Origin of the sequence: Acinetobacter sp. V102_4 (genome assembly GCF_031799005.1) — a bacterium.
GTDB lineage: Bacteria > Pseudomonadota > Gammaproteobacteria > Pseudomonadales > Moraxellaceae > Acinetobacter > Acinetobacter calcoaceticus.
In genome coordinates, this window is record NZ_JAVQNR010000034.1 from 130,969 (window position 1) to 150,523 (window position 19,555).

Below are 19,555 nucleotides of genomic sequence, written 5' to 3' on the forward strand. Positions count from 1 at the left end.
AGCAAAAAGATAAAATAAGGGCTGAGTAATCAGCCCTTATTTTTTATAATGAAAAGCATTTTAAATATTGAAAAAAATATTTTTGAATTAGAAAATATTTTGAATAAAAAACAAAAAATTGAAGAGTTGGAAAGCTCAATTCAGCAATTATTTTCCATAATATTAAAAGATTATCCTTATCTAAAATTACCGACGTTTTCAATAATTCCAACAAAGGCTCTAGAGTTTATTGTTTGGTATCAAGACCCGAATGCCATTACTGAAACCTTATTAATTAAGCAAAATAGTTTTGATGCATATTTATGGAGATGTGATGATGAAAAATGGTATTTAGATGATTTATATTCTGAACCGCGCGAAATCGCCTCTAAATTAATCAAAAATATACCTGTCTTTTATTCAATTCCTGAGAATCCTAAAGAGGTGAAGCATTTACTTGAAATTGGAATAATGCATTTTAACGAGATTTTATTTCCCATTTTTTCAAACAGAACGTTAGAGGACAGTAGAGAAGTATTGACATGGAATGATCACTTTTTACTAGTAGGTACCCAATTGACCAATCTTAAACTTTATAGTCATGAAGAGTGGAATGCCTTGATTGATAGAGAGAATTCTTATTTAAATTAAAATTAGGCAAAAGATTTTTAAGATTAAGAGATATTTATACTGATGGTAATATTATTTATACATTCGCATTTAAATTTAGAGAAACATTCCTATTAGTATAAGAATGTTCCTCCATATTTATAAAATCACCAATAACCCAACACTTTCCACCAAAGTCCGCCAATTACTACAAAAATAATGATATTAACAACACTCATGACAAAACCAGCTTTCCACCATTCACCCAGAGTGGTGTAACCCGAACCGAACACTACAGGGGAAGTGCCAGTCGCATAATGGGTTAATGTCATCATAATACTTGAAGCCGCTGCCATCATTAAGGCAAACAACATTGGCGGTGCACCGAGTGCAAGTCCAGCAGTATAGAAGGCTGCAAACATTGCAGTAATATGTGCCGTGGTGCTAGCAAACATATAATGTGCATACAGATACGCAAGCATTAACAATAAACAAGCAGGCATCCAGCTTAGACCTAAATGACCAATACTAGTTTCTAAAACAACCGAGAACCACGTGATTAAACCCAATTTATTTAAATAAGTCGCCATCATGACTAATGCTGCGAACCAAGTAATAGTATCCCATGCATTCTTTTGCGTCAGAATATCATCCCAAGTTAAAACACCTGTAAGTAGCAATAATCCTAAACCAATAAAAGCAGTCGTCGTTGGGTCAACAGCCCAAGCAGAGCCAAAAATCATGGCAGGAATACCCGCCCATAGCATCAATAAAATACCGAATACACCAAGCATAATGATTTCATTTTTACTGACTGGACCCATTTCTTTTAATTTAGTTTTAGCAAACTGAGCTGCGTTAGGCGTTTCTTTGACTTCGGGTGGATACATCAAATACATAATCAAAGGCATAATGATTAAAGCAATCAAACCAGGCAATAACATCGCCAGTGCCCAAGTGCTCCAACTTAAAGAAATTTCACTATTGGTAGCCTTTGCCACTAAATCAACTACTAATGGGTTAGGAGCAGTTGCTGTAATGAACATTGCAGAGGTAATCGGGTTGGCTTGGTAGTTAACTAATGATAAGTATTTTCCCATTCGACCTTCAGTGCCTTTAGCAGGATCGGAATCATAACTAGTAGAAATTGCCAGTACAATCGGGTGAATAATTCCACCACCACGTGCCGTATTGCTGGGTGTTACAGGGGCGAGAATGAGTTCGGAAAGCACCATGCTATAGCCAATACCAATGGTTTTTTTGCCCCAAACTGCGATAAATAAATAGCCTAACCGTGCACCCAATCCAGTTTTTTGCAAACCTTTAGAGATCATGATGGAAATACCAATCAACCAGATTAGGGGATTTGCAAAGCTACTAAGGGCATCTTGAATGGCTCCACTTGGGCTGTCATTGGTAACACCTGTCACAGCGACTAAGGTGATAGCAAGAATCGCAATTGCACCAATTGGCATAGCTTTACCGATGATTGCGGCAATCACACCTACAAACATCGCTAATAAATGCCATGCATCAGGATCAACATCAGTGGGTACAGGAATCACAAACCAGATTAACAATGTAATAAATAAAGAAATAAGTGTAGGGAGGGCTTTAAATCCCATGTAATTTCCCCTTGTTTTCATATGATTAAAAATTAAAGTTCTTTGTGAGTAAATCGCTAAAGAAATAAGTATTAAAGTTCTATTATCGATTAAATGATACAAAAATTCAAAAAACTTAAAAATAACGAGTGGAAAGTACTAATTTTCATCTTAATAAAAGGGATGAAATTTTTGTGTTAAGAATTTCTTTGGTTTATTTGGTATTATTAAGTTTTTCTGAAATTTTGGCTCTGAAATTGATTCCAAAATTATAAATTCTCTATATGGATATCAGCCTAATAAATAGTACCTAGTATTGTTGGTTTTAGAAAAAGCTATAAAGATAGCTAATTAAATTAATATATTATAATACTATTTTTTAGAAAATATTAAAGATCAAAAAATAATTTATATATCTAGATTAAGATATAAAGAGTGAAAAAATTATTTAATAAAATAACTTATATATAATTTTGGGTAAAAATAGACTTTATGAATTATTGTTTTTATTAAAAGTGTGAATTAGTTTGTGTTTATATTTAAAAAATACTAAATATGACATTTTTTAATTTGATATATATAAAATTAAATATAGTACTAGAAATTAACTAGTTTTTTGTTTTAAAATAATTAAACGAACTTAAAAATAATTAAAAAAAATATGGGTATTTTATATAGGGAATTTAAGAATGCTAAAGACAATTGTTGAATTTAAATTTGATGATTATCAACGATATGGTCAAAAAATATACTCTAATGAAGGAGGTGTTTTAGTTCAAAAAACTGAAGATATTGCACAATATATTTTTAGTATTTTGAAAAATAGATATCATTTAAATATAGAGCTATATAGTGAAAACTGGGGATGGCAAATTGAAATTCCTTTGCCCGAAATAACCATGTATCTTGGAATCAGTGTCTATGAAGAATATAGCAATGGATTCGAAATTTTTATTTCTCCAAATACACCTATTTTAAGAAAGTTTTTATTTAGAAAGCTTGATATTACTCATCACATTATGTTGCTGCAAAACTATATTAATCTTATTTTGAAATCACACCCAGGCATCTATGATGTGCAGTGGTGGGAAGAAAATGAATTCCGATGTGTAGCGATGACTTGACCTGAGAAAAAAGTAGAAAATTTTAAATGCTCAAGTGAGTGAAGGAAAATTTATTAAAGACTATATTGGTGAATAGAGGGCGAGAGCTTACTATATCTTTAATATCAAGTGGTCAGATCAAGATGCAAAATTCAGCTTGGATGGGATTGCGTAAGTTTTTCTATAATAATCTTCATAATCATGACTATGAAACTACGGTAAGTAGATGTATTAATTATTTTTTAGTTGTTTTAATTGTTGGCAACGTCGCTGCCGTTTTATTAGAAACAGTAAATGATTTGTACACAAGCTATCATGTTTGGTTCGACTATTTTGAAGTTATTTCAATTGCAATTTTTAGTATTGAATATCTATTAAGACTATGGAGTGTTGCAGATCGAGATATGACACAATCTGCATGGAAAATCCGTTTGAACTGGATGAAAAGTGGGGAAGCAATTATTGATTTGATGGCAATCTTACCTGCTTATCTTAATTTCTTCGTACGAATCGATCTTCGTATGCTCAGAATATTACGTTTACTTCGTTTATTAAAATTGACGCGGTATTTTATCTCACTACAGATATTGTTATGTGTGATTAAGCGTGAGAAGGGCTCTTTTCAGGCAGTTATCTTTATTTTAATTATTATGATTATTATGACTGCTTCTGGCATTTATGTGGTTGAAAATAAAGCTCAGCCAGAAGCTTTTAGTTCAATACCTAAATCTATGTGGTGGGCCGTTGTTACTTTAACCACAGTAGGTTATGGCGATGTCACCCCAGTGACCAGTTTAGGAAAGTTATTAGGTGCACTCATTACCATTTTAGGTGTTGGTATTGCAGCGTTACCAGCTGGTATTTTAGCATCTGGGCTGGCAAATGAGCTCAATCAAAGGAATCAAAGACTAGAGCAAGAATTTCGTGAGTTACTTCAAGTACGAGGGATTGATATTTTACATGACGAAGCTGAAATAGAACGAATCCGTCAAAAAGTGGGATTGCCAAAAGAACAAGCGCATAACCTGATTATTCAAATTATGCGTGAAAAAGTATTAGAGGAAGAAGAGTCGGTTAGAGAGACAAAATGTTATTGTCCTCACTGTGGCGGTAAGCTAACTGATTAGAAAAATTAGTTAGCTTCTTCTTTGATTAAATTTTCTTACTTGTTTTTTCTACTGCAAAGGCAATAAGTAAAATGATAAGGCCACCGAGGCTTAAGACAAAACCGACCCAGATTGGCGCGATCCAACCCATTTGGTGACTGAGTACCCATCCACCTAGAAATGCACCTAATGCATTGGCCATATTAAAGGCAGAGTGGTTGAGTGATGCTGCTAATGTTTGAGCATCGCCAGCGACATCCATTAGACGAGTCTGTAATGCTCCACCTAATCCCATTACGGTAAGACCAATTAAGAATAAAGATGCTATAGCAGTATAAATATTACTCATTAAGAAACTAGCCACCACAAAAGCGATAGCTGAGCTAATGAGTACGCCTACAATCGTTTTATTCAGATTTTTATCTGCAAGCCATCCTGCGGCTAAGCCACCAATAACCATACCAATACCCCAAATAGCCAAAGCGATAGGGACGATTTGGATATTCACTTGCGTATATTCAGTCAAAATAGGTGAGACATAGCTGTAAACAGAAAACATGCCTCCAAAACCGATTGCACCTACCGCTAGTGTTAACCACATGTTGATATTTTTAAGGCCAGTTAATTCTGTTTTTATGCTTGCTTTTGCTTGGACTGGAATATTGGGTACAAAGAAGCCAACAGCAATTAAGGTGAAGAAAGCGATAGTCGCTGAAAATTCAAAGCCTGCTCTCCAACCAAAATTTTGACCTAACCAAGTTGCCAAAGGTACACCAATCACAGTTGCGACTGTAAGACCCATCATCATTTGGGCAACAGCAGATGCTCTTCGTGAAGGACCAGCTAGTTCAGCTGCCACTAATGCTCCGACACCAAAATATGCTCCGTGCGGTAAACCTGCAATAAAACGTGAAACTAAAACAGCTTCGGGGGTATGGGCTAAAGCAGTACAAGCGTTGGCAATGCCATAAAAAAGCATTAAGCCGAGCAATAAAGTTTTTCTAGGAACTTTAGCTCCAAGAATAGCAATAATGGGAGCACCAATAACCACACCTAATGCATAAGCACTAATAAAGTGTCCAGCTTCGGGTACTGTAATTTTTAAGTTATTGGCAATTTCCTGAATCAGTCCCATTGCGACGAATTCGGTGGTTCCAATACAAAAACCACCTACAGCGAGTGAGAAAATTGCTAAAAATAGTGAATAGTGTTGATGTGTAGATAGAGGAGATTGCGGGGACGCCATAATAGGTTAAGAAGAGACTCAAAAAGAGAAGTATAAGGGAAAAGAGTAGAGAATAATAAAAAACTAAAATATTGAGAGAAGGATTACATATTCAAATGAAGTAAATTTAAATTTTTATATGGAATAATTCATCGAAAAACTTTCGAAAATTATATATGATTGGCGCGTAATACTCTAAGCATTACAACAAGTTGTATAAATATCAAAAAATAGAGATTTTAAGTCGTGAAAAAATTATTTATTACCTGCCTTATGGGTATGGCTATGTTATCTATGTCTGGTTGCTCAGTATTTATGGCGGGTAATCAACCAAGTAAAAAAAATGTAAATGTTCTAAATCCAGGTAGTTCTCGTAACTATGTGATTGCCGAGTTTGGAGCACCTGTACTTTCAGAATACCGTGATGGAACACGGGTTGAGATCTATACTTTTCAGCAAGGTTATTCAAAGTGGGTGAAAGTTGGCAGAGCTTTTGGTCATGGTGTAGCAGATGTTGCTTCAATCGGTCTTTGGGAAGTATTTGGGACGCCGACAGAAGCATATTTTAACGGTAAAGAAACATCTTACGGACCAGATGATTTAGTAAAAAGTTATAAGCTTATTGATTTTAATCAGGAATTTCAAAAAGTAAAAGAGCAATAAGGTAGATGAAAGAGGTCTTTGGGCCTCTTTCTTTTTGAATAAAAGATTAGGGAATTTTAAGTTTGAACATTAAATGATAATAATAATGATTTTTATTTATGTATACTGTAGCTGCGTATCTTTTGTCTGAAATTTTTTAACTTTGTGTACAACAGGATTTTGTAAGAATGAATAAATTTTTAATTGTGCCTCTTGCATTTATATGTACCACAGGCTTTGCTCATGAGCCCTATGTAGCGCCTTTAGCTTATAAAACAGAACAAACTCAAGTACCCGTAATTGCTGGTTATGCCGAAGAAGCATTAAATAGTGAGTATGCTTTAAAGGATGCCAAACTTACCGTAATTACTCCTAAAAATGAGCTTAAGACGATTACTGCGGAAGCTTTGCATAAATCGGCCACGGTTTTTGATGTCGATTTGCCGGAAGAGGGAACTTATATCATTCAGACACAAGCAAGTTATCCTTTAAAATATGTATATGATCAAAAGGCATGGCATTTATTTTTTGATATGCCAGCTGATAAAGCCCCACCGAAAGTAGAACGTGAATATTTAATTCCAGCTGACATTAAAGCGAAAAATATTAAAACAGAGGAAGTAACGAGAGAGTGGGTATTACAAAGTTATCTTTCTAAAGGAAAAGTTTCAGATATTCAACTTCCAAACACACCGATTAAAGTTAACTTTTCTGTACATCCCAACACAATTAAAGTTGCTCAACCTGTTAAATTAACCATAAGTGAGAAAGGAACGAGTCTCGCGAATGCTGAAATTAATTTAAGAGAAAAAGGCGCGACTGATAAACAAGTGCAGCAGTTTAAAGCAGATAGTAATGGTCAGGTTGAGCTTAAATTTCCAAAGGCTGGAGAGTACTCAGTAGAAGTAACAGCTCCACTAAATTTAAAGGTAAAACCTAAAAATCAAAATTATACGATTATTAGCTTAAATGTGTTGGCACAGTAATTATTACTTTTCATAAGAAATAGACCTAGATAGGGTCTATTTTTTGTTTTTATAAAATTCTTTTCGATTTCAATTAAGCAGTAATTGTAAGCTACACAGTTGTACCTTCACCTTTAAATTAAAAAAATTCATCTAATAGAATAATTATGAAAAATAATTCATGTTGAGACAAATTAATTAATTCCATGGTAAAATGAATAATATTCATTAGTGAAGATTTATCTACAGTTATTCTATTTGTTGAAAGGCAAAGATGAGATTAAGACACTCATAGATAAATCTATTGTTCAGGCTTGGCCCATGTTAGAAATTCGTCACCTTAAAACTTTAGTTGCCTTACGTGAACATGGTTCATTAGTTTCAGCAGCGAATGATCTTTGTTTAACACCCTCGGCTATCTCTCACCAATTAAAAGAATTAGATCATTGGTATGGGGTAGAGGTGGTGAATCGACGTAGCCGGCCTGTTAGCTTTTCTAATGTTGGGCAACGTTTACTTAAGTTAGCCGATGATGTTTTACCTCAAATTCAGATTACACATAGTGATATTACTCGTATTGTGCATGGACAGACCGGCAGAATTATCTTTTCATCTGAATGTCATAGTTGCTTTGACTGGTTAATGCCGTTATTGAATCAATATCGACATCAATACCCAGATGTTGATTTAGACTTTGCTTCTGGATTTGAAGCTAATCCACATGAGCTTTTACAAAATGCTGAATTTGATTTGCTTATTACAGCCGATCCAATTGCATTAAAAGGAATTGAGTATTTTCCTATTTTTGAATATGAATCGCGTTTGGTTCTATCCAACACGCATCCATTGGTTCGTGCTGAAAATATTACGGTTCAAGAGTTAGCAGAAGAAGTTTTAATTACTTATCCGGTTGATAAGCATCGTTTAGATATCATGTCGAAACTTTTCATTCCGGCAAATATTCAGCCTAAGCAAATACGAACAACAGATTTAACCCAAATGCTCATTCAGCTTGTAGCAAGTGGACGTGGCATTGCAGCATTGCCTGATTGGGTAGTGAATGAATATGAACAAAAGGGATGGGTTACGAGTCGCCGTTTAGATTGCGTTTCACCTACAGGCTTACGACGGACGTTATATGCAGGCTATCGAACTGAAGAAAAAGAAAAAAGTTATTTTGAAGGGTTCTTAAAGCAGTTAGAAAAGTTCTCTTTAAAACGGACTTCGTATTATTCTGGCTAGAGCAATTCATTTAGCTTAAGCATAAAAAAAGGTGCCCAATGGCGCCTTTTTTAATATCGAAAAAATTTATTTACCGATAAATAGCGAGAGCAAGCCTGCTGCAATAAGAGGGCCGACAGGTACACCACGGAGCAAGGCGACGCCAGCAACTGTGCCAATTAATAGACCTGCAACAACATCAGGCTGACTCGACATAAGTTTTACACCGCGGCCACCTAACCATGCGACTAACAGACCGATTGCAATGGCAACCAGTGATTTAATACTAACAAAGGACTTTAAAATACTCTCTCCACTCAGTTTTCCACTGGCAATGGGTGTGAGTACGCCAATGGTTAAAATAAGAATTCCTAAATTAAGACCATGTGCTTGAATAAAAGGGAAAAACTGATTTAAAGGCGTAATTTTAACGACAATTAACACACCTGCTGCAATGGTTACAGCTGCATTTTGACTTAGTAAACCACAGATAAGTAGAACTAGAAGGACAACTAAATTAACATCAAATTGGGCAAGCATGGGAGCGGGGTGGGCAAGTAAATAAAATGGAATTGTATAATATTTAAGAGTAGGAATGTGAAAGCTTTAAAAGATTCAGCAGATCTTAGATTTTATCTTTAATAAAATTTAATTGTATATCGCTCATTGATAAAGAGTTTTAATTTTCGGTTACGATTGGACACAATGTTATATAAATTAACAAGTTAAATCTTATAGTTTTTCGAAGTTGTGTTATAAAAATAGTCATTACTCATGAACATAGGATAATGACTATGGAAATTGTAGATATCAAAATTAAAGATCAGTTTGATCAGATTCATGATGCCAAGGCTCAACTAAAGCAAAATTTAGTTGAACACGAAAATGAAACTTTAAAACTAAGCCAACGTATTGAACATATTATTGTTGATAATGAAATTATTTTACCTACAACTGAATTGTTATTTGAAAGTGAACAGAACGAAAATATTTATCGAGTAGTTGAAGAATAGAATGCAGTTTAATGAACAAAATGCAAAGAGTAGTGAGTAGGGAGTTGAAACTGCGTTAAAATGAGTGTTTTGTTCTAAAGAGAAACCTCCATGCTGCTGGAAAAAATTTTACAATCACAAGGGTTTGGTTCACGTAAATATTGTCAGCAGTTAATAAAAAATGGTTCTGTAAGTGTTAATGGAAAAATTGCCGATGATCTTAAAAAGCAATTTTCTCCTGAAAATTTAGAATTTTCGCTTTTTGGACAAACTTACCAGTATCGAGAACAAGTTTATATTGCATTAAAAAAACCAAAAGGTTTTGAATGTTCACATCAGCCTCAGCATCATCAAAGCGTTTTTAGTCTTTTACCTGAAATCATGATTCATCGAGGCGTCCAAGCAATTGGGCGTTTAGATCAAGACACCACAGGCTTACTTTTATTGACTGATGATGGTAAATATCTTCAAGCTTTAACTCATCCTCGTAAACATGTTCCAAAGGTTTATCATGTTACTACCATTGATCCAGTGACACCTGAGCAAATCGCAATGTTAAGCGAAGGTGTCAGCTTACATCAGGAAAAAGGCATTTTTGCTGCAACCGATGTAGCAATGTTGGAAACTCACAAATTAACGATGACCATTCATCAAGGTGTTTATCACCAAGTCAAAAGAATGATTGCTGCTGTAGGAAATAAAGTAGAAGCATTGCATCGCCATCAAGTAGGTCAATTGGTTTTACCTGAAATAGCAGATGGGGAATGGATTTATTTATCAGAGCAGCAAAAGCAGCTAGCACAAAATATTATTTAAGAAAGCAATGGAATGTCTGGAACTCACTATCCCGGATGAAGCCCATTTGTTCATATAGACGATGAGACTCATGGTTATTACTTTGAGTTTCTAGGCTAATGCGTAGGGCATTTTGTTGTTTTGCAAATAAAATGGCAGTATCAATTAACTGTTTGGCTGAGCCTTGGCGACGAAAAATTGGCGTAACATATACATCATCTAAAATATAATATGTTGAACAAGCAACTGAAGAAAAACCTAAATAGAGTAGAACGAATCCGGTGATTTTTTCATCTTTAATATGAATGAAAAAAACACTTTCTCTATTCTCAAAACGTTGTTTAAGAAAGTAAAGTGATTCATTAAAATTAGAAGAAGCCCCATAAAACTGGCGGTATTCATCAAACAAAACGGCGAGTTGGTCTAAATCTTCAAAAGTCGCTCGTCTAACGATCATTTGGTACTCCTTGTAACTTATCATTATATTTTTACAAAGAGAGCATAACGAAAAAAAGAGCTTTTTAACGTTAAAACTTGTTTATAAATGCAACAGTGTTAAGTTTTGTCGCTCTCACCAAGAAGTGCGTTTAGTTCCTCAAACAAATCTTCATGGTCATCATCTTCAGCTAAAGTCGATGGGTTTTGATTTAATGAAGATGCTTTTGCTTTTCGGAGTTTTAATAGTTGTTCCATATTAATACTCTGATTTTCGATCGCAAACGGAATAGATTTAGTTAATACGACTTGTTTAAAAAAAAGTCGTACCGCTTGGGCAGGGGTAATTCCCAATTGTTTAAAAACAGCAAAAGCCTGCTTTTTCTCTTGGGAGTCCAGTCGAACCTGATAAACTTCTGTTTTTCGCATGAATAACAAAACCAAATGATTTTTAATTTTTAGGAATTTATTTTAAACCATCGCAATGTAATTTCAATGTTTTTCGGCATAAAAAACAATCTTTTTGTCATTACGCTTACATTACAACGTCAATTCAAACTGAGAATTGAAAAACATTTCCCCTTTTGTGAGTGGATCGACAAATGAAATGTGCTTAGCTAAAAGTTGTAATGGCTCTGAAAAATCATCATCTGCCTTATGTTGAACAGTCGGATAAAATGGATCATTTTTAATCGGAATATCTAGATAATTAAGATGTACACGAAGCTGGTGCTGTTTACCTGTCGTCGGTGTTAAACGATATTTAGCCCAAATCTGGTTGTGTTCAATAAGCTCAATATAGGTCTGAGTGTTTGCTTTAGCATTTGCCACAACTTGCATGGTGTAAAAAGGAGTCCCTTTATCTAAATGTAAATATAATGTTTGAGGAAGTTTTAATTCTTTTTTATAAGGAGCGATAGCGTGGTAAGTTTTATTGACTTGACGCTCTGCAAATAATTGTTGGTAAATACCTCGCGATTCAACCCGTTTGCAAAATAGAACAACCCCAGCAGTTTCACGGTCTAATCGATGTATCGGTGTTAAAAATTCATTGCCTGTCTGTTTTTTAAGTCGAACTAATAATGTTTCTTGCACATATTGTCCAGTTGGGCTAATTGTTAAAAAATGAGGTTTATCGACCACCAATAAGTCATCATTTTCAAATAAAATCCGATGTTCGAAAGGAACATGTGGCTCATAGGCAAGAAATCGATAATAAAAAATATGGGTATTGCTTTGATAGGGACTATCTAATGTTAATTTTTGTCCATTTGCCCCATAAATAAGTCCATCTTGAAATCGTTGCTGCCACTCTTGCGTTTTAATATGTTGAAAATGTTGACATAGATACTCATAAATAGTTTGAGTATTTGTTTGTGCAGGAAGATAAACTTGGCTTGCGCTTACACCATCAACCATAGGTGGCAAAAAATCGTTCGGACTAGACATAAAAAAGTATAAATATGTAAGAGAATTGATATAAAAAAAGCCAACTTCTAGGGCTTGAGTAGGCTTTTAAGGCAGGGCAATGTTATCATATCGATTATTTTGAATCATGTTATGTGTGCTATGTCGTATTCATTGAAATTGGTCTTAAATCATGAAGAAGATACTGGGCGTCTAGCTCAAGCGTTGGCGCAACATGTTCAGTCAGGTGTGATTTATTTAATTGGAGACTTAGGTGCGGGTAAAACCACACTTACGCGCTATTTCTTACAGGCTTTGGGTCATAAAGGCTCTGTTAAAAGTCCAACCTATACACTAGTTGAGCCGTATAAAATCAATGAGAAAGAAATTTTTCATTTTGACTTATATCGTTTGAATGACCCTTATGAACTTGAATTAATGGGAATCCGTGATTATTTAGATGTCGCAGATGCATTATTTTTATTTGAATGGCCATCAAAAGGTGGTGATGAAATTCCTCAGGCAGATATCATCATCGATATTCAAAAGTCAGAGGATGAGCTGAGTCGTTTTGTAACTTTAACTCTACCCACAGAACCTTTGTATCAGACTTTGCAGGAACAGCTTCATGACTGATGAAAAGCTAACACAACGTCGTATTCATACTTTAGACGCAGCGTTAGCCAACCAGATTGCTGCTGGTGAGGTGATTGAACGTCCTTCATCTGTTGTTAAAGAATTATTAGAAAACTCCATCGATGCGGGTGCAACTGAACTCATTGTACGGATCGCTCAAGGTGGTTCGACCCTCATAGAAATTATTGATAATGGGCATGGTATTCATTCTGAAGATTTGGCATTAGCCGTCATGCGCCATGCGACAAGTAAAATTAAAACTGCAGAAGATTTACACGCTATTGTAAGTTTGGGATTTCGCGGGGAGGCACTTGCTTCGATTGCCGCAGTTTCAAGATTGACATTGACCAGTAGCCAAGATGAAAGTGGTATTGGCCACCAGGTTGAAGTCAATGGCACAGCCTTTGATCATCAAGAAGTACAAGCTGTTGCTGCTCAAAAGGGAACCCACATACGTGTTCAGGACTTATTTTTTAATGTACCGGCACGCCGTAAATTCTTAAAAAAACCAACCACTGAATTTGGCCATATTGAAGAGATTGTTCGTCGTCTGGCTTTAACGCATTTTGATATACGTTTTGTGCTTGAGCATAATGATAATATTAGAATTAATTTACCTATAGCAGATAGCGGAGAACTCCGTTTTCAGCGAGTACAGCAATTATTAGGTTCGCAATTTGTACAAAATGCATATTGGATGGATGCCGAAAGTATTAGCATGCGTTTATCGGGGTGGCTTGGCCATCCTTCAGATGCTCGTGCGCAGGCTGATATGCAATATGTCTACGTTAATGGTCGTATTGTTAAAGATAAAACGATTTCTCATGCATTACGCATGGCATATGACGGTATTTTACATGGCCATCAACATTCATCTTATTTACTTTTCTTAGAAGTTGATCCTGAAAATATCGATGTGAATGTTCATCCTACAAAACATGAAATTCGCTTTTTAAATCAGAGAGAAGTGCATGAGTTTGTAAGACATTATGCGAAAGAAACTCTGTCGCAATTTCAGACAGCGAGCGCTGATTTAGCTCAAGCGATGAAAGTGGATGAAACTTCAGATTATTCTGTACAGCCTCAACCTAAATATCAGGAACAATTTACGCTGCATCGGGCAAATGAAGCTTTAAATCCAGACAATGAAGGGCGAACTCAGAATGCACCGACAGAGCTATTAACTGATTTTAATGCTAGTCGACCACAAACTGTTCATTATGCAGATCAAACGTTAAAATATAATGGCTCTGCTCAGTTAAATAATGCGTTAAAGACATACTTAGCGCCACTGCGTGACGAGCATGCTAATTTTTCAGTAAATGAAGATATTGAGCCAGTAACTAAAGTCGATGAATTTCCGTTAGGCATAGCAATTGCTCAACTTCATGGAATTTATGTTTTAGCGCAAAATACTGAAGGGCTAATTATTGTTGATATGCATGCAGCACATGAGCGTATTTTATTACAGCAAATGAAAAATGCTTGGGACAAACCAGAGTTTTGGACATCTCAACAGTTACTCATACCTAAAGTCATTTCTATTAGCCGTATGCAGGCAGTGCGTGTGGAAGAGTTGAAACCTCAACTTGAGCGCTTAGGACTAGAAATTGATTTATATGGGGATGAGCAGATTATTGTTCGGGGAGTACCAGCCATATTACAAAAAGCTGACTTTGAAAATCTTATTCCTGAACTTTTAAATGATTTAGATCCAAATGATGAAGCACAAGGATTACTTCAAAAAAGAGATGAGTTATTAGCTGGAATGGCATGTCATGGAGCAGTACGTGCACATCGACAACTCAGTCTTTCGGAAATGAATGCTTTACTTCGCCAAATGGAACAAACCGAATTTGCGAGCCAATGTAACCATGGAAGGCCAACTTGGCGTGCATTTCCATTATCTCAATTAGATAAATTATTTGCTCGAGGAGAGTAGTTTTACATGTCAAATCAATTGCCCGTCATCAATTTAATGGGACCAACTGCAAGCGGAAAAACCGCTTTGGCATGTGAATTATACGAGCGGGGAAATTTTGAGCTGATTTCTGTTGATTCTGCTCTCGTTTATAAAGATATGGATATCGGTACTGCTAAGCCAACTCGTGAAGAACAAGCGCTATATCCTCATCATTTAATTGATCTGATTACTCCTCTTGAAGTTTATTCAGCTGCTCAATTTGTTGAAGATGCATCTAAGTTGATTGATGACATGCATTCACGTGGGAAAACTCCTATCTTAGTAGGAGGCACAATGTTGTACTTTAAGGCATTATTAGAAGGTCTATCGAGTAATTTGCCAAGCGCAGATGCCCAAGTTCGGGCAGCAATTGAAGAAAAAGGTTTAAATGAAGGGTGGCAGGCTGTTTATGACGAATTAGTTTCTGTAGATCCTGCCGCGGCTATAAAATTTAATGTGACTGATAAGCAAAGGATTATTCGAGCACTAGAAGTTTATAAGCTTACGGGTGAGCCAATTACTAAATTACAGGCAGAACAACCAAAAAACGTACCATATCGATACATATTTCATAATTATGCTTTACTTCCAGATCGGGTAGAATTACATCAACGCATTGAGCAAAGATTAAGCAAAATGTGGGATATCGGTTTTTTGAGTGAAGTTGAAGCTCTAATTGAAAAATACGATTTAGATGAAAATTTACCCTCAATGCGTTCAGTGGGTTATCGACAAGCACTAGAATTTCTATTAAAAAGTGATATAAGTCTCAAAAGTAAACGTGAAATGGAGGATAAAGCTTTATTTGCAACACGACAACTTGCCAAACGTCAATATACGTGGTTACGTTCTTTGCAAGAAATACACGATTTTAAAACTTACTTGACGATAAAGCAGGCGAAAGAAGACTTGCGAAACTCTTATGGATAAAGCAAAATTTGCACACTGTCTTTTTATAATTTTTAGTTGAAAAATAAAGATAGTTTTTTTTGCGCTGATTTAAAAATTTTTTTTTGGAGTTAAAAATGTCTAAAGGTCAAACTTTACAAGATCCGTTCTTAAATTCTCTCCGTAAAGAACGTATTCCTGTTTCTATTTTCCTTGTGAACGGTATTAAATTACAGGGTCATATTGAATCATTTGACCAATATGTTGTTTTATTAAAAAATACAGTAAGTCAAATGGTTTACAAACACGCGATTTCAACTGTTGTTCCAGCTCGTAACCCACGCCCAGCAGGCGCGCAAGGTACAGGCTTCCCAGCACAAGGTGGCACACAAGGTGGTTTTGGTGGTCAACCTACTGGTGGCTTCGGTGGCGCTCAAGGCGGTGGCTTTGGTGGTGCTCAAGGTGGCTTCGGTGGCGCTCAAGGCGGCTTCGGTGGTCAAGGCGGCTTCGGCGGTGGTCAAGGTGGCGGCTTCGGCGGTCAAGGAGGCTTCGGTGGTCAAGGCGGTGGTTTCGGTGGTCAAGGCGGCTTCGGTGGTCATCAAGGTGGTTTTGACAACGACACTAAATTTGAAGATGGTCAAGAAGACGAAAATAATCGTTAATTGATATCTAAAAAAGAAACCAGTCAGATAATGACTGGTTTTTTTATGTTTATTTAAAAGTTAAATCAAAATATTAAACTCATCAAAGATCGTAATTTGACCATGGTGACTCATATATTTAAATAAATAGAGTTTTAATCGATGATATTAATATTGGCAGCTGCTTTAAGCAGTGTTTTGGTGTCTATCCTATTAAAAAACTTAAAGAAAAAAGGGTACCAGCCGTTACAAATGATTGCATGGAACTATGCGAGCGCGAGTCTTCTTTGCTTTTGGTGGTTTCAGCCTGATATTCAACACATTTCAATATTAAAGACCCCTTGGTGGTTAATTGTTGCATTGGGACTGATTTTGCCCAGTATTTTTCTGTGTTTAGCCAAGTCATTAGAATATGCAGGAATTGTTAAGACCGAAATTGCACAGCGTCTTTCCGTCGTACTTTCTTTACTCGCAGCTTATTTCTTTTTTCATGAACAATTTAATGCATTAAAGCTATGGGGAATAGGTTTAGGAATTTTTGCTGTTTTACTTGTCCTTTTTGGACAAATGAGTACTTCTTCGAATCATCAATCTCGAAAAGCAATTTTTGCTCTATTAAGTGTTTGGTGTGGATATGCCGCAGTAGATATTCTCTTAAAATATACGAGTAGTTTAGGTCTTCAATTTACACTCACTTTGAATCTTATTTTTATTACAGCTTTTATATTATCAATTTCATATTTAGTGGTGCAGAAAACCCAAAAATGGCAGCTTAAAAGTGCTATAGCTGGGTTGGTGTTAGGGGTGCTTAATTTTTCGAATATTGCTTTATATGTGAAAGCTCATATTCTTTTAAAAGACTCGCCTGCAATTGTTTTTGCAAGTATGAATATTCTTGTGGTGCTATTAGGCATTGCAAGTGGCGTTATTTTATATAAAGAAAAATTAAAATGGCCGACCACTTTAGGTATTTTATTTGGGATAAGTGGCGTGATTTGTTTAGCTAGGGCAATGGCTTTATAGTTCAAGAGATTTGAATCTCTTGAACTATTCTAATTTTATAAATAGGTAAAAATAACTTTATCTGGTAGGCGTGATTTAGGTAGTTTGGCATTAAAATCGTTTTTACTGCGATAACTTAGAGAAACAATGACTGAACTACGTAGGCCTTTTTCAGTTAAACCTAACTCATTATTTAAAATGTCTTCATCAAAGCCGCCCATTGGGGTTGCATCAATTCCTTCTAAACCCGCAGCAAAAAGTAATTGTCCCAGAGCAATGAATGTTTGATTTTCCATCCATCCAAATAAATTTTTCTGCTCATTTCGATAGAACTCAACATAGCCATGGCGAGTATCTTTTTGGCCTAATTTAGCTTTTTCATCTTTAAAACGGCCACTTAAATCATCTTGTTCAAGTAATTGATCCAAGTATTCAGATGAAATATCTGTTTTTGTGCAAAATACAAGTGTGTGTGATGACTCAAGTACTTTGGGGCCATTGTAAGCATATTTACCTGTTAAGGCTTTCGCTATTCTTTCTTTAGCTGCAAGGTTATCTGCAACGAAAAAGTGCCAAGGCTGTATATTCACTGAAGAAGGTGAAAAACGTAAAATTTCTAATAATTTATTAATTTTTTCTTGAGGAATTTTCTTTTCAGAATCATACGCTTTTGTTGTATAGCGGCTTTTAACAGAATTCAATAGGTCCATAGGTGTGCTCCATATCAATCTTATGGCAATTGAGAGAATTTAATCTTTGCCATCATACGCTATTTTATTCAAAAACATTTCCTATGTAATTTGATAAAGAAATATAATACTTATATAAAGTTTTAGTAATCTATTGAAAATGATTGATTTAATGCCAACCGATGCAAAGAGTAAGTTGCGAGAAGTTAGAATTGTTAAAGCCTTTATAATTTTTGCATTTGTACTGTGTCTTTTAATTTTATACATTGAATACCAAAAGTATGGACATATAAATTGGAGATTTGTATTTATTACTGGGGTATGTGTGATTTGGGATTTTGATTTAAATAAAAAAATTAAAGAATTGAAATTTCAAATAAAAAGTGACTAATTTCTATCTAATAATTCCAGACAATCAATTCGAGCTGTTGCGTATTTGAGGATGGATCAATTTCCAAAATATAAGCCTGATCTTTACGCCAATCGCCAAGAACAATTCGTTGTTTAGCTTGTACCTGATGAATTGAAGGACGGTGAGTATGCCCATGAATCAGAGTATCTACATCTGCTAAAGCAGACAGAACTGCTTGCTCATTTACATCCATGATTTCATAGCTTTTTTGCTGTTTATCCGCGGAGCTTCGCTTGCGGAAGCCATTAACCAACTTAGTGCGAAAACTGAGTGGAGTTCTACGTAAAAGAGCGACTAATAGAGGATTTCGAATAATCTTTTTAAATCTTTGATAGGAAACGTCATCTGTACATAATGCATCGCCGTGTTCAAGACGATATTCATGTCCTGCAATATTGAGGGAATAAATGTCAGGTAGTAAGACGCCATTAAATTTATTGAGGAAAACTTGATTAAGAGCAAAATCACGGTTACCGACTTGAAAGTAAACCCGATTTCCTTTTTTGTTAAAGTCTTTTAGGGCCTCAACAATTTCATCGAGCCATGGTGCTGAATAGTCATCTCCAATCCAGGCATTAAACCAATCGCCTAAGATATAGAGTTGAGTATTTTTATCTTGGTAATGCGCCAATAAGTCTAAAAACCCTCGAACGAGTCGAGGGTGTTCAGGTGACAAATGTAAATCTGAGATAAACAGATAAGTCACAGCTTTATCCTAAAATTATTCAGAAATAATTTTAGCAGATTCGATCACAACGTTTTCTAATGGAACGTCAGCATGATAACCACGGTTACCTGTGCGAACACCTTTGATCGCTTCAACAATGTCTAGACCTTCAACAACTTTACCAAATACAGCATAACCCCAACCTTGAGCAGTTTTAGAGGTATGGTTCAAGAAAGAGTTATTTTTTACGTTGATAAAGAATTGAGCAGACGCTGAGTGAGGAGCTTGAGTACGCGCCATTGCAATCGTACCTTCGTCGTTGCTTAAACCGTTATCAGCTTCATTTTCAATTGAATCACGTGTCGCTTTTTCTTTGAAGTTTTCATCCATACCGCCACCTTGGATCATGAAACCATCAATGACGCGGTGGAAAATAACGCCGTCATAAAAACCGTCACGTACATATTCTAAAAAGTTTGCTACTGTTTTAGGTGCTTTTTCAGCATTCAGTTCAAGAACAATACGACCTTTATTGGTGTTTAATTCGACTTGAGGAAAACTCATTACATTAATC

At 35.6% G+C, this 19,555-nt stretch carries 23 protein-coding genes; 14 read left to right on the forward strand and 9 right to left on the reverse strand.

Translation table 11 applies throughout. The features are described 5' to 3' along the window. Window positions 1–48: 48 nt before the first annotated feature. On the forward strand, window positions 49–630 hold the full coding sequence (locus RMB13_RS05530; protein ID WP_311084627.1) for a hypothetical protein: 582 nt from the start codon (window positions 49–51) through the stop codon (window positions 628–630). Window positions 631–755: 125 nt separating this feature from the next. Here RMB13_RS05530 and RMB13_RS05535 read toward each other — a convergent pair whose 3' ends face one another. Continuing rightward, window positions 756–2,213: a DASS family sodium-coupled anion symporter gene (locus tag RMB13_RS05535; protein ID WP_311084628.1), complete on the reverse strand. Its 1,458-nt coding sequence runs from the start codon at window positions 2,211–2,213 to the stop codon at window positions 756–758. A gap of 668 nt (window positions 2,214–2,881) precedes the next feature. Here RMB13_RS05535 and RMB13_RS05540 point away from each other — a divergent pair. Together RMB13_RS05540 and RMB13_RS05545 are read left to right on the forward strand one after the other, a co-directional pair. Next, a complete protein-coding gene (locus RMB13_RS05540; protein ID WP_311084629.1) occupies window positions 2,882–3,316 on the forward strand; it encodes a hypothetical protein in 435 nt (144 codons plus the stop codon). 122 nt (window positions 3,317–3,438) lie between these two features. Then, window positions 3,439–4,422: an ion transporter gene (locus RMB13_RS05545; RefSeq protein WP_311084630.1), complete on the forward strand. Its 984-nt coding sequence runs from the start codon at window positions 3,439–3,441 to the stop codon at window positions 4,420–4,422. Window positions 4,423–4,447: 25 nt separating this feature from the next. On the opposite strand, the gene RMB13_RS05550 is transcribed toward RMB13_RS05545, so the two are convergent. After that, window positions 4,448–5,647 carry an MFS transporter gene (locus RMB13_RS05550; RefSeq protein ID WP_311084631.1) on the reverse strand — a complete coding sequence of 400 codons (1,200 nt, stop codon included), beginning with the start codon at window positions 5,645–5,647 and terminating at the stop codon, window positions 4,448–4,450. Window positions 5,648–5,872: 225 nt separating this feature from the next. Here RMB13_RS05550 and RMB13_RS05555 point away from each other — a divergent pair, with 225 nt between their 5' ends. The 3 genes from RMB13_RS05555 to RMB13_RS05565 all read left to right on the forward strand — a co-directional run bounded on the left by RMB13_RS05555 (window position 5,873) and on the right by RMB13_RS05565 (window position 8,475). After that, a complete protein-coding gene (locus RMB13_RS05555; protein WP_311084632.1) occupies window positions 5,873–6,289 on the forward strand; it encodes a hypothetical protein in 417 nt (138 codons plus the stop codon). A gap of 167 nt (window positions 6,290–6,456) precedes the next feature. Then, window positions 6,457–7,254: a DUF4198 domain-containing protein gene (locus RMB13_RS05560; protein WP_311084633.1), complete on the forward strand. Its 798-nt coding sequence runs from the start codon at window positions 6,457–6,459 to the stop codon at window positions 7,252–7,254. Between the two features lie 300 nt (window positions 7,255–7,554). After that, window positions 7,555–8,475 (forward strand): LysR family transcriptional regulator, encoded by a 921-nt coding sequence (locus RMB13_RS05565; protein WP_003652415.1) that lies wholly within the window; start codon window positions 7,555–7,557, stop codon window positions 8,473–8,475. A 66-nt stretch (window positions 8,476–8,541) separates the two neighbouring features. On the opposite strand, the gene RMB13_RS05570 is transcribed toward RMB13_RS05565, so the two are convergent. After that, the gene (locus RMB13_RS05570; protein WP_003652413.1) at window positions 8,542–8,994 is read right to left on the reverse strand and encodes a DUF441 domain-containing protein; all 453 of its coding nucleotides are present in this window, start codon (window positions 8,992–8,994) and stop codon (window positions 8,542–8,544) included. A 254-nt stretch (window positions 8,995–9,248) separates the two neighbouring features. Here RMB13_RS05570 and RMB13_RS05575 point away from each other — a divergent pair, with 254 nt between their 5' ends. Together RMB13_RS05575 and RMB13_RS05580 are read left to right on the forward strand one after the other, a co-directional pair. After that, complete coding sequence (locus RMB13_RS05575) at window positions 9,249–9,467, forward strand: hypothetical protein (RefSeq protein WP_017388115.1); 219 nt, start codon at window positions 9,249–9,251, stop codon at window positions 9,465–9,467. 90 nt (window positions 9,468–9,557) lie between these two features. Continuing rightward, complete coding sequence (locus tag RMB13_RS05580; protein WP_311084634.1) at window positions 9,558–10,262, forward strand: pseudouridine synthase; 705 nt, start codon at window positions 9,558–9,560, stop codon at window positions 10,260–10,262. Here the strand turns inward: RMB13_RS05580 and RMB13_RS05585 are convergent. The 3 genes from RMB13_RS05585 to RMB13_RS05595 form a co-directional block, all read right to left on the reverse strand. Then, complete coding sequence (locus RMB13_RS05585; RefSeq protein WP_004643268.1) at window positions 10,255–10,698, reverse strand: GNAT family N-acetyltransferase; 444 nt, start codon at window positions 10,696–10,698, stop codon at window positions 10,255–10,257. The genes RMB13_RS05580 and RMB13_RS05585 overlap by 8 nt on opposite strands. Window positions 10,699–10,796: 98 nt before the next feature. Continuing rightward, window positions 10,797–11,105 (reverse strand): type II toxin-antitoxin system RelB/DinJ family antitoxin, encoded by a 309-nt coding sequence (locus RMB13_RS05590; RefSeq protein WP_003652408.1) that lies wholly within the window; start codon window positions 11,103–11,105, stop codon window positions 10,797–10,799. A 111-nt stretch (window positions 11,106–11,216) separates the two neighbouring features. Beyond that, entirely contained in the window at window positions 11,217–12,125 is a 909-nt protein-coding gene (locus RMB13_RS05595) for a pseudouridine synthase (RefSeq protein WP_311084635.1), read from the reverse strand. A 120-nt stretch (window positions 12,126–12,245) separates the two neighbouring features. On the opposite strand from RMB13_RS05595, the gene tsaE reads away from it, so the two are divergent. The 5 genes from tsaE to RMB13_RS05620 all read left to right on the forward strand — a co-directional run bounded on the left by tsaE (window position 12,246) and on the right by RMB13_RS05620 (window position 17,234). After that, the gene (gene tsaE / locus RMB13_RS05600) at window positions 12,246–12,719 is read left to right on the forward strand and encodes a tRNA (adenosine(37)-N6)-threonylcarbamoyltransferase complex ATPase subunit type 1 TsaE (protein ID WP_035360207.1); all 474 of its coding nucleotides are present in this window, start codon (window positions 12,246–12,248) and stop codon (window positions 12,717–12,719) included. Then, entirely contained in the window at window positions 12,712–14,661 is a 1,950-nt protein-coding gene (gene mutL, locus RMB13_RS05605) for a DNA mismatch repair endonuclease MutL (RefSeq protein WP_311084636.1), read from the forward strand. Before tsaE ends, mutL begins: the two co-directional genes overlap by 8 nt. Window positions 14,662–14,667: 6 nt before the next feature. Further along, window positions 14,668–15,612, forward strand: coding sequence for a tRNA (adenosine(37)-N6)-dimethylallyltransferase MiaA (gene miaA / locus RMB13_RS05610; protein WP_004643262.1), 945 nt, complete (start codon window positions 14,668–14,670; stop codon window positions 15,610–15,612). A 95-nt stretch (window positions 15,613–15,707) separates the two neighbouring features. After that, window positions 15,708–16,232, forward strand: coding sequence for an RNA chaperone Hfq (gene hfq / locus RMB13_RS05615; protein ID WP_005046408.1), 525 nt, complete (start codon window positions 15,708–15,710; stop codon window positions 16,230–16,232). Between the two features lie 141 nt (window positions 16,233–16,373). Further along, window positions 16,374–17,234 carry a DMT family transporter gene (locus RMB13_RS05620; RefSeq protein ID WP_311084637.1) on the forward strand — a complete coding sequence of 287 codons (861 nt, stop codon included), beginning with the start codon at window positions 16,374–16,376 and terminating at the stop codon, window positions 17,232–17,234. Window positions 17,235–17,269: 35 nt separating this feature from the next. On the opposite strand, the gene nfsB is transcribed toward RMB13_RS05620, so the two are convergent. Then, a complete protein-coding gene (gene nfsB / locus RMB13_RS05625; RefSeq protein ID WP_311084638.1) occupies window positions 17,270–17,923 on the reverse strand; it encodes an oxygen-insensitive NAD(P)H nitroreductase in 654 nt (217 codons plus the stop codon). Window positions 17,924–18,062: 139 nt separating this feature from the next. Here nfsB and RMB13_RS05630 point away from each other — a divergent pair, with 139 nt between their 5' ends. Beyond that, window positions 18,063–18,293, forward strand: coding sequence for a hypothetical protein (locus RMB13_RS05630; RefSeq protein WP_311084639.1), 231 nt, complete (start codon window positions 18,063–18,065; stop codon window positions 18,291–18,293). A 7-nt stretch (window positions 18,294–18,300) separates the two neighbouring features. Here the strand turns inward: RMB13_RS05630 and RMB13_RS05635 are convergent, their stop codons facing one another. Then, window positions 18,301–19,020: a UDP-2,3-diacylglucosamine diphosphatase gene (locus RMB13_RS05635; RefSeq protein WP_311084640.1), complete on the reverse strand. Its 720-nt coding sequence runs from the start codon at window positions 19,018–19,020 to the stop codon at window positions 18,301–18,303. A 15-nt stretch (window positions 19,021–19,035) separates the two neighbouring features. Next, window positions 19,036–19,545: a peptidylprolyl isomerase gene (locus tag RMB13_RS05640; RefSeq protein ID WP_003652397.1), complete on the reverse strand. Its 510-nt coding sequence runs from the start codon at window positions 19,543–19,545 to the stop codon at window positions 19,036–19,038. Window positions 19,546–19,555 lie beyond the last annotated feature (10 nt).

Coding starts and splice junctions, on each gene's coding strand:
- RMB13_RS05530 (WP_311084627.1), top strand. CDS start 49: ATGAAAAGCATTTTAAATATTGAAAAAAATATTTTTGAATTAGAAAAT.
- RMB13_RS05535 (WP_311084628.1), bottom strand. CDS start 2,213: ATGGGATTTAAAGCCCTCCCTACACTTATTTCTTTATTTATTACATTG.
- RMB13_RS05540 (WP_311084629.1), top strand. CDS start 2,882: ATGCTAAAGACAATTGTTGAATTTAAATTTGATGATTATCAACGATAT.
- RMB13_RS05545 (WP_311084630.1), top strand. CDS start 3,439: ATGCAAAATTCAGCTTGGATGGGATTGCGTAAGTTTTTCTATAATAAT.
- RMB13_RS05550 (WP_311084631.1), bottom strand. CDS start 5,647: ATGGCGTCCCCGCAATCTCCTCTATCTACACATCAACACTATTCACTA.
- RMB13_RS05560 (WP_311084633.1), top strand. CDS start 6,457: ATGAATAAATTTTTAATTGTGCCTCTTGCATTTATATGTACCACAGGC.
- RMB13_RS05565 (WP_003652415.1), top strand. CDS start 7,555: ATGTTAGAAATTCGTCACCTTAAAACTTTAGTTGCCTTACGTGAACAT.
- RMB13_RS05570 (WP_003652413.1), bottom strand. CDS start 8,994: ATGCTTGCCCAATTTGATGTTAATTTAGTTGTCCTTCTAGTTCTACTT.
- RMB13_RS05575 (WP_017388115.1), top strand. CDS start 9,249: ATGGAAATTGTAGATATCAAAATTAAAGATCAGTTTGATCAGATTCAT.
- RMB13_RS05580 (WP_311084634.1), top strand. CDS start 9,558: ATGCTGCTGGAAAAAATTTTACAATCACAAGGGTTTGGTTCACGTAAA.
- RMB13_RS05585 (WP_004643268.1), bottom strand. CDS start 10,698: ATGATCGTTAGACGAGCGACTTTTGAAGATTTAGACCAACTCGCCGTT.
- RMB13_RS05590 (WP_003652408.1), bottom strand. CDS start 11,105: ATGCGAAAAACAGAAGTTTATCAGGTTCGACTGGACTCCCAAGAGAAA.
- RMB13_RS05595 (WP_311084635.1), bottom strand. CDS start 12,125: ATGTCTAGTCCGAACGATTTTTTGCCACCTATGGTTGATGGTGTAAGC.
- tsaE (WP_035360207.1), top strand. CDS start 12,246: ATGTCGTATTCATTGAAATTGGTCTTAAATCATGAAGAAGATACTGGG.
- mutL (WP_311084636.1), top strand. CDS start 12,712: ATGACTGATGAAAAGCTAACACAACGTCGTATTCATACTTTAGACGCA.
- miaA (WP_004643262.1), top strand. CDS start 14,668: ATGTCAAATCAATTGCCCGTCATCAATTTAATGGGACCAACTGCAAGC.
- hfq (WP_005046408.1), top strand. CDS start 15,708: ATGTCTAAAGGTCAAACTTTACAAGATCCGTTCTTAAATTCTCTCCGT.
- RMB13_RS05620 (WP_311084637.1), top strand. CDS start 16,374: ATGATATTAATATTGGCAGCTGCTTTAAGCAGTGTTTTGGTGTCTATC.
- nfsB (WP_311084638.1), bottom strand. CDS start 17,923: ATGGACCTATTGAATTCTGTTAAAAGCCGCTATACAACAAAAGCGTAT.
- RMB13_RS05630 (WP_311084639.1), top strand. CDS start 18,063: ATGATTGATTTAATGCCAACCGATGCAAAGAGTAAGTTGCGAGAAGTT.
- RMB13_RS05640 (WP_003652397.1), bottom strand. CDS start 19,545: ATGAGTTTTCCTCAAGTCGAATTAAACACCAATAAAGGTCGTATTGTT.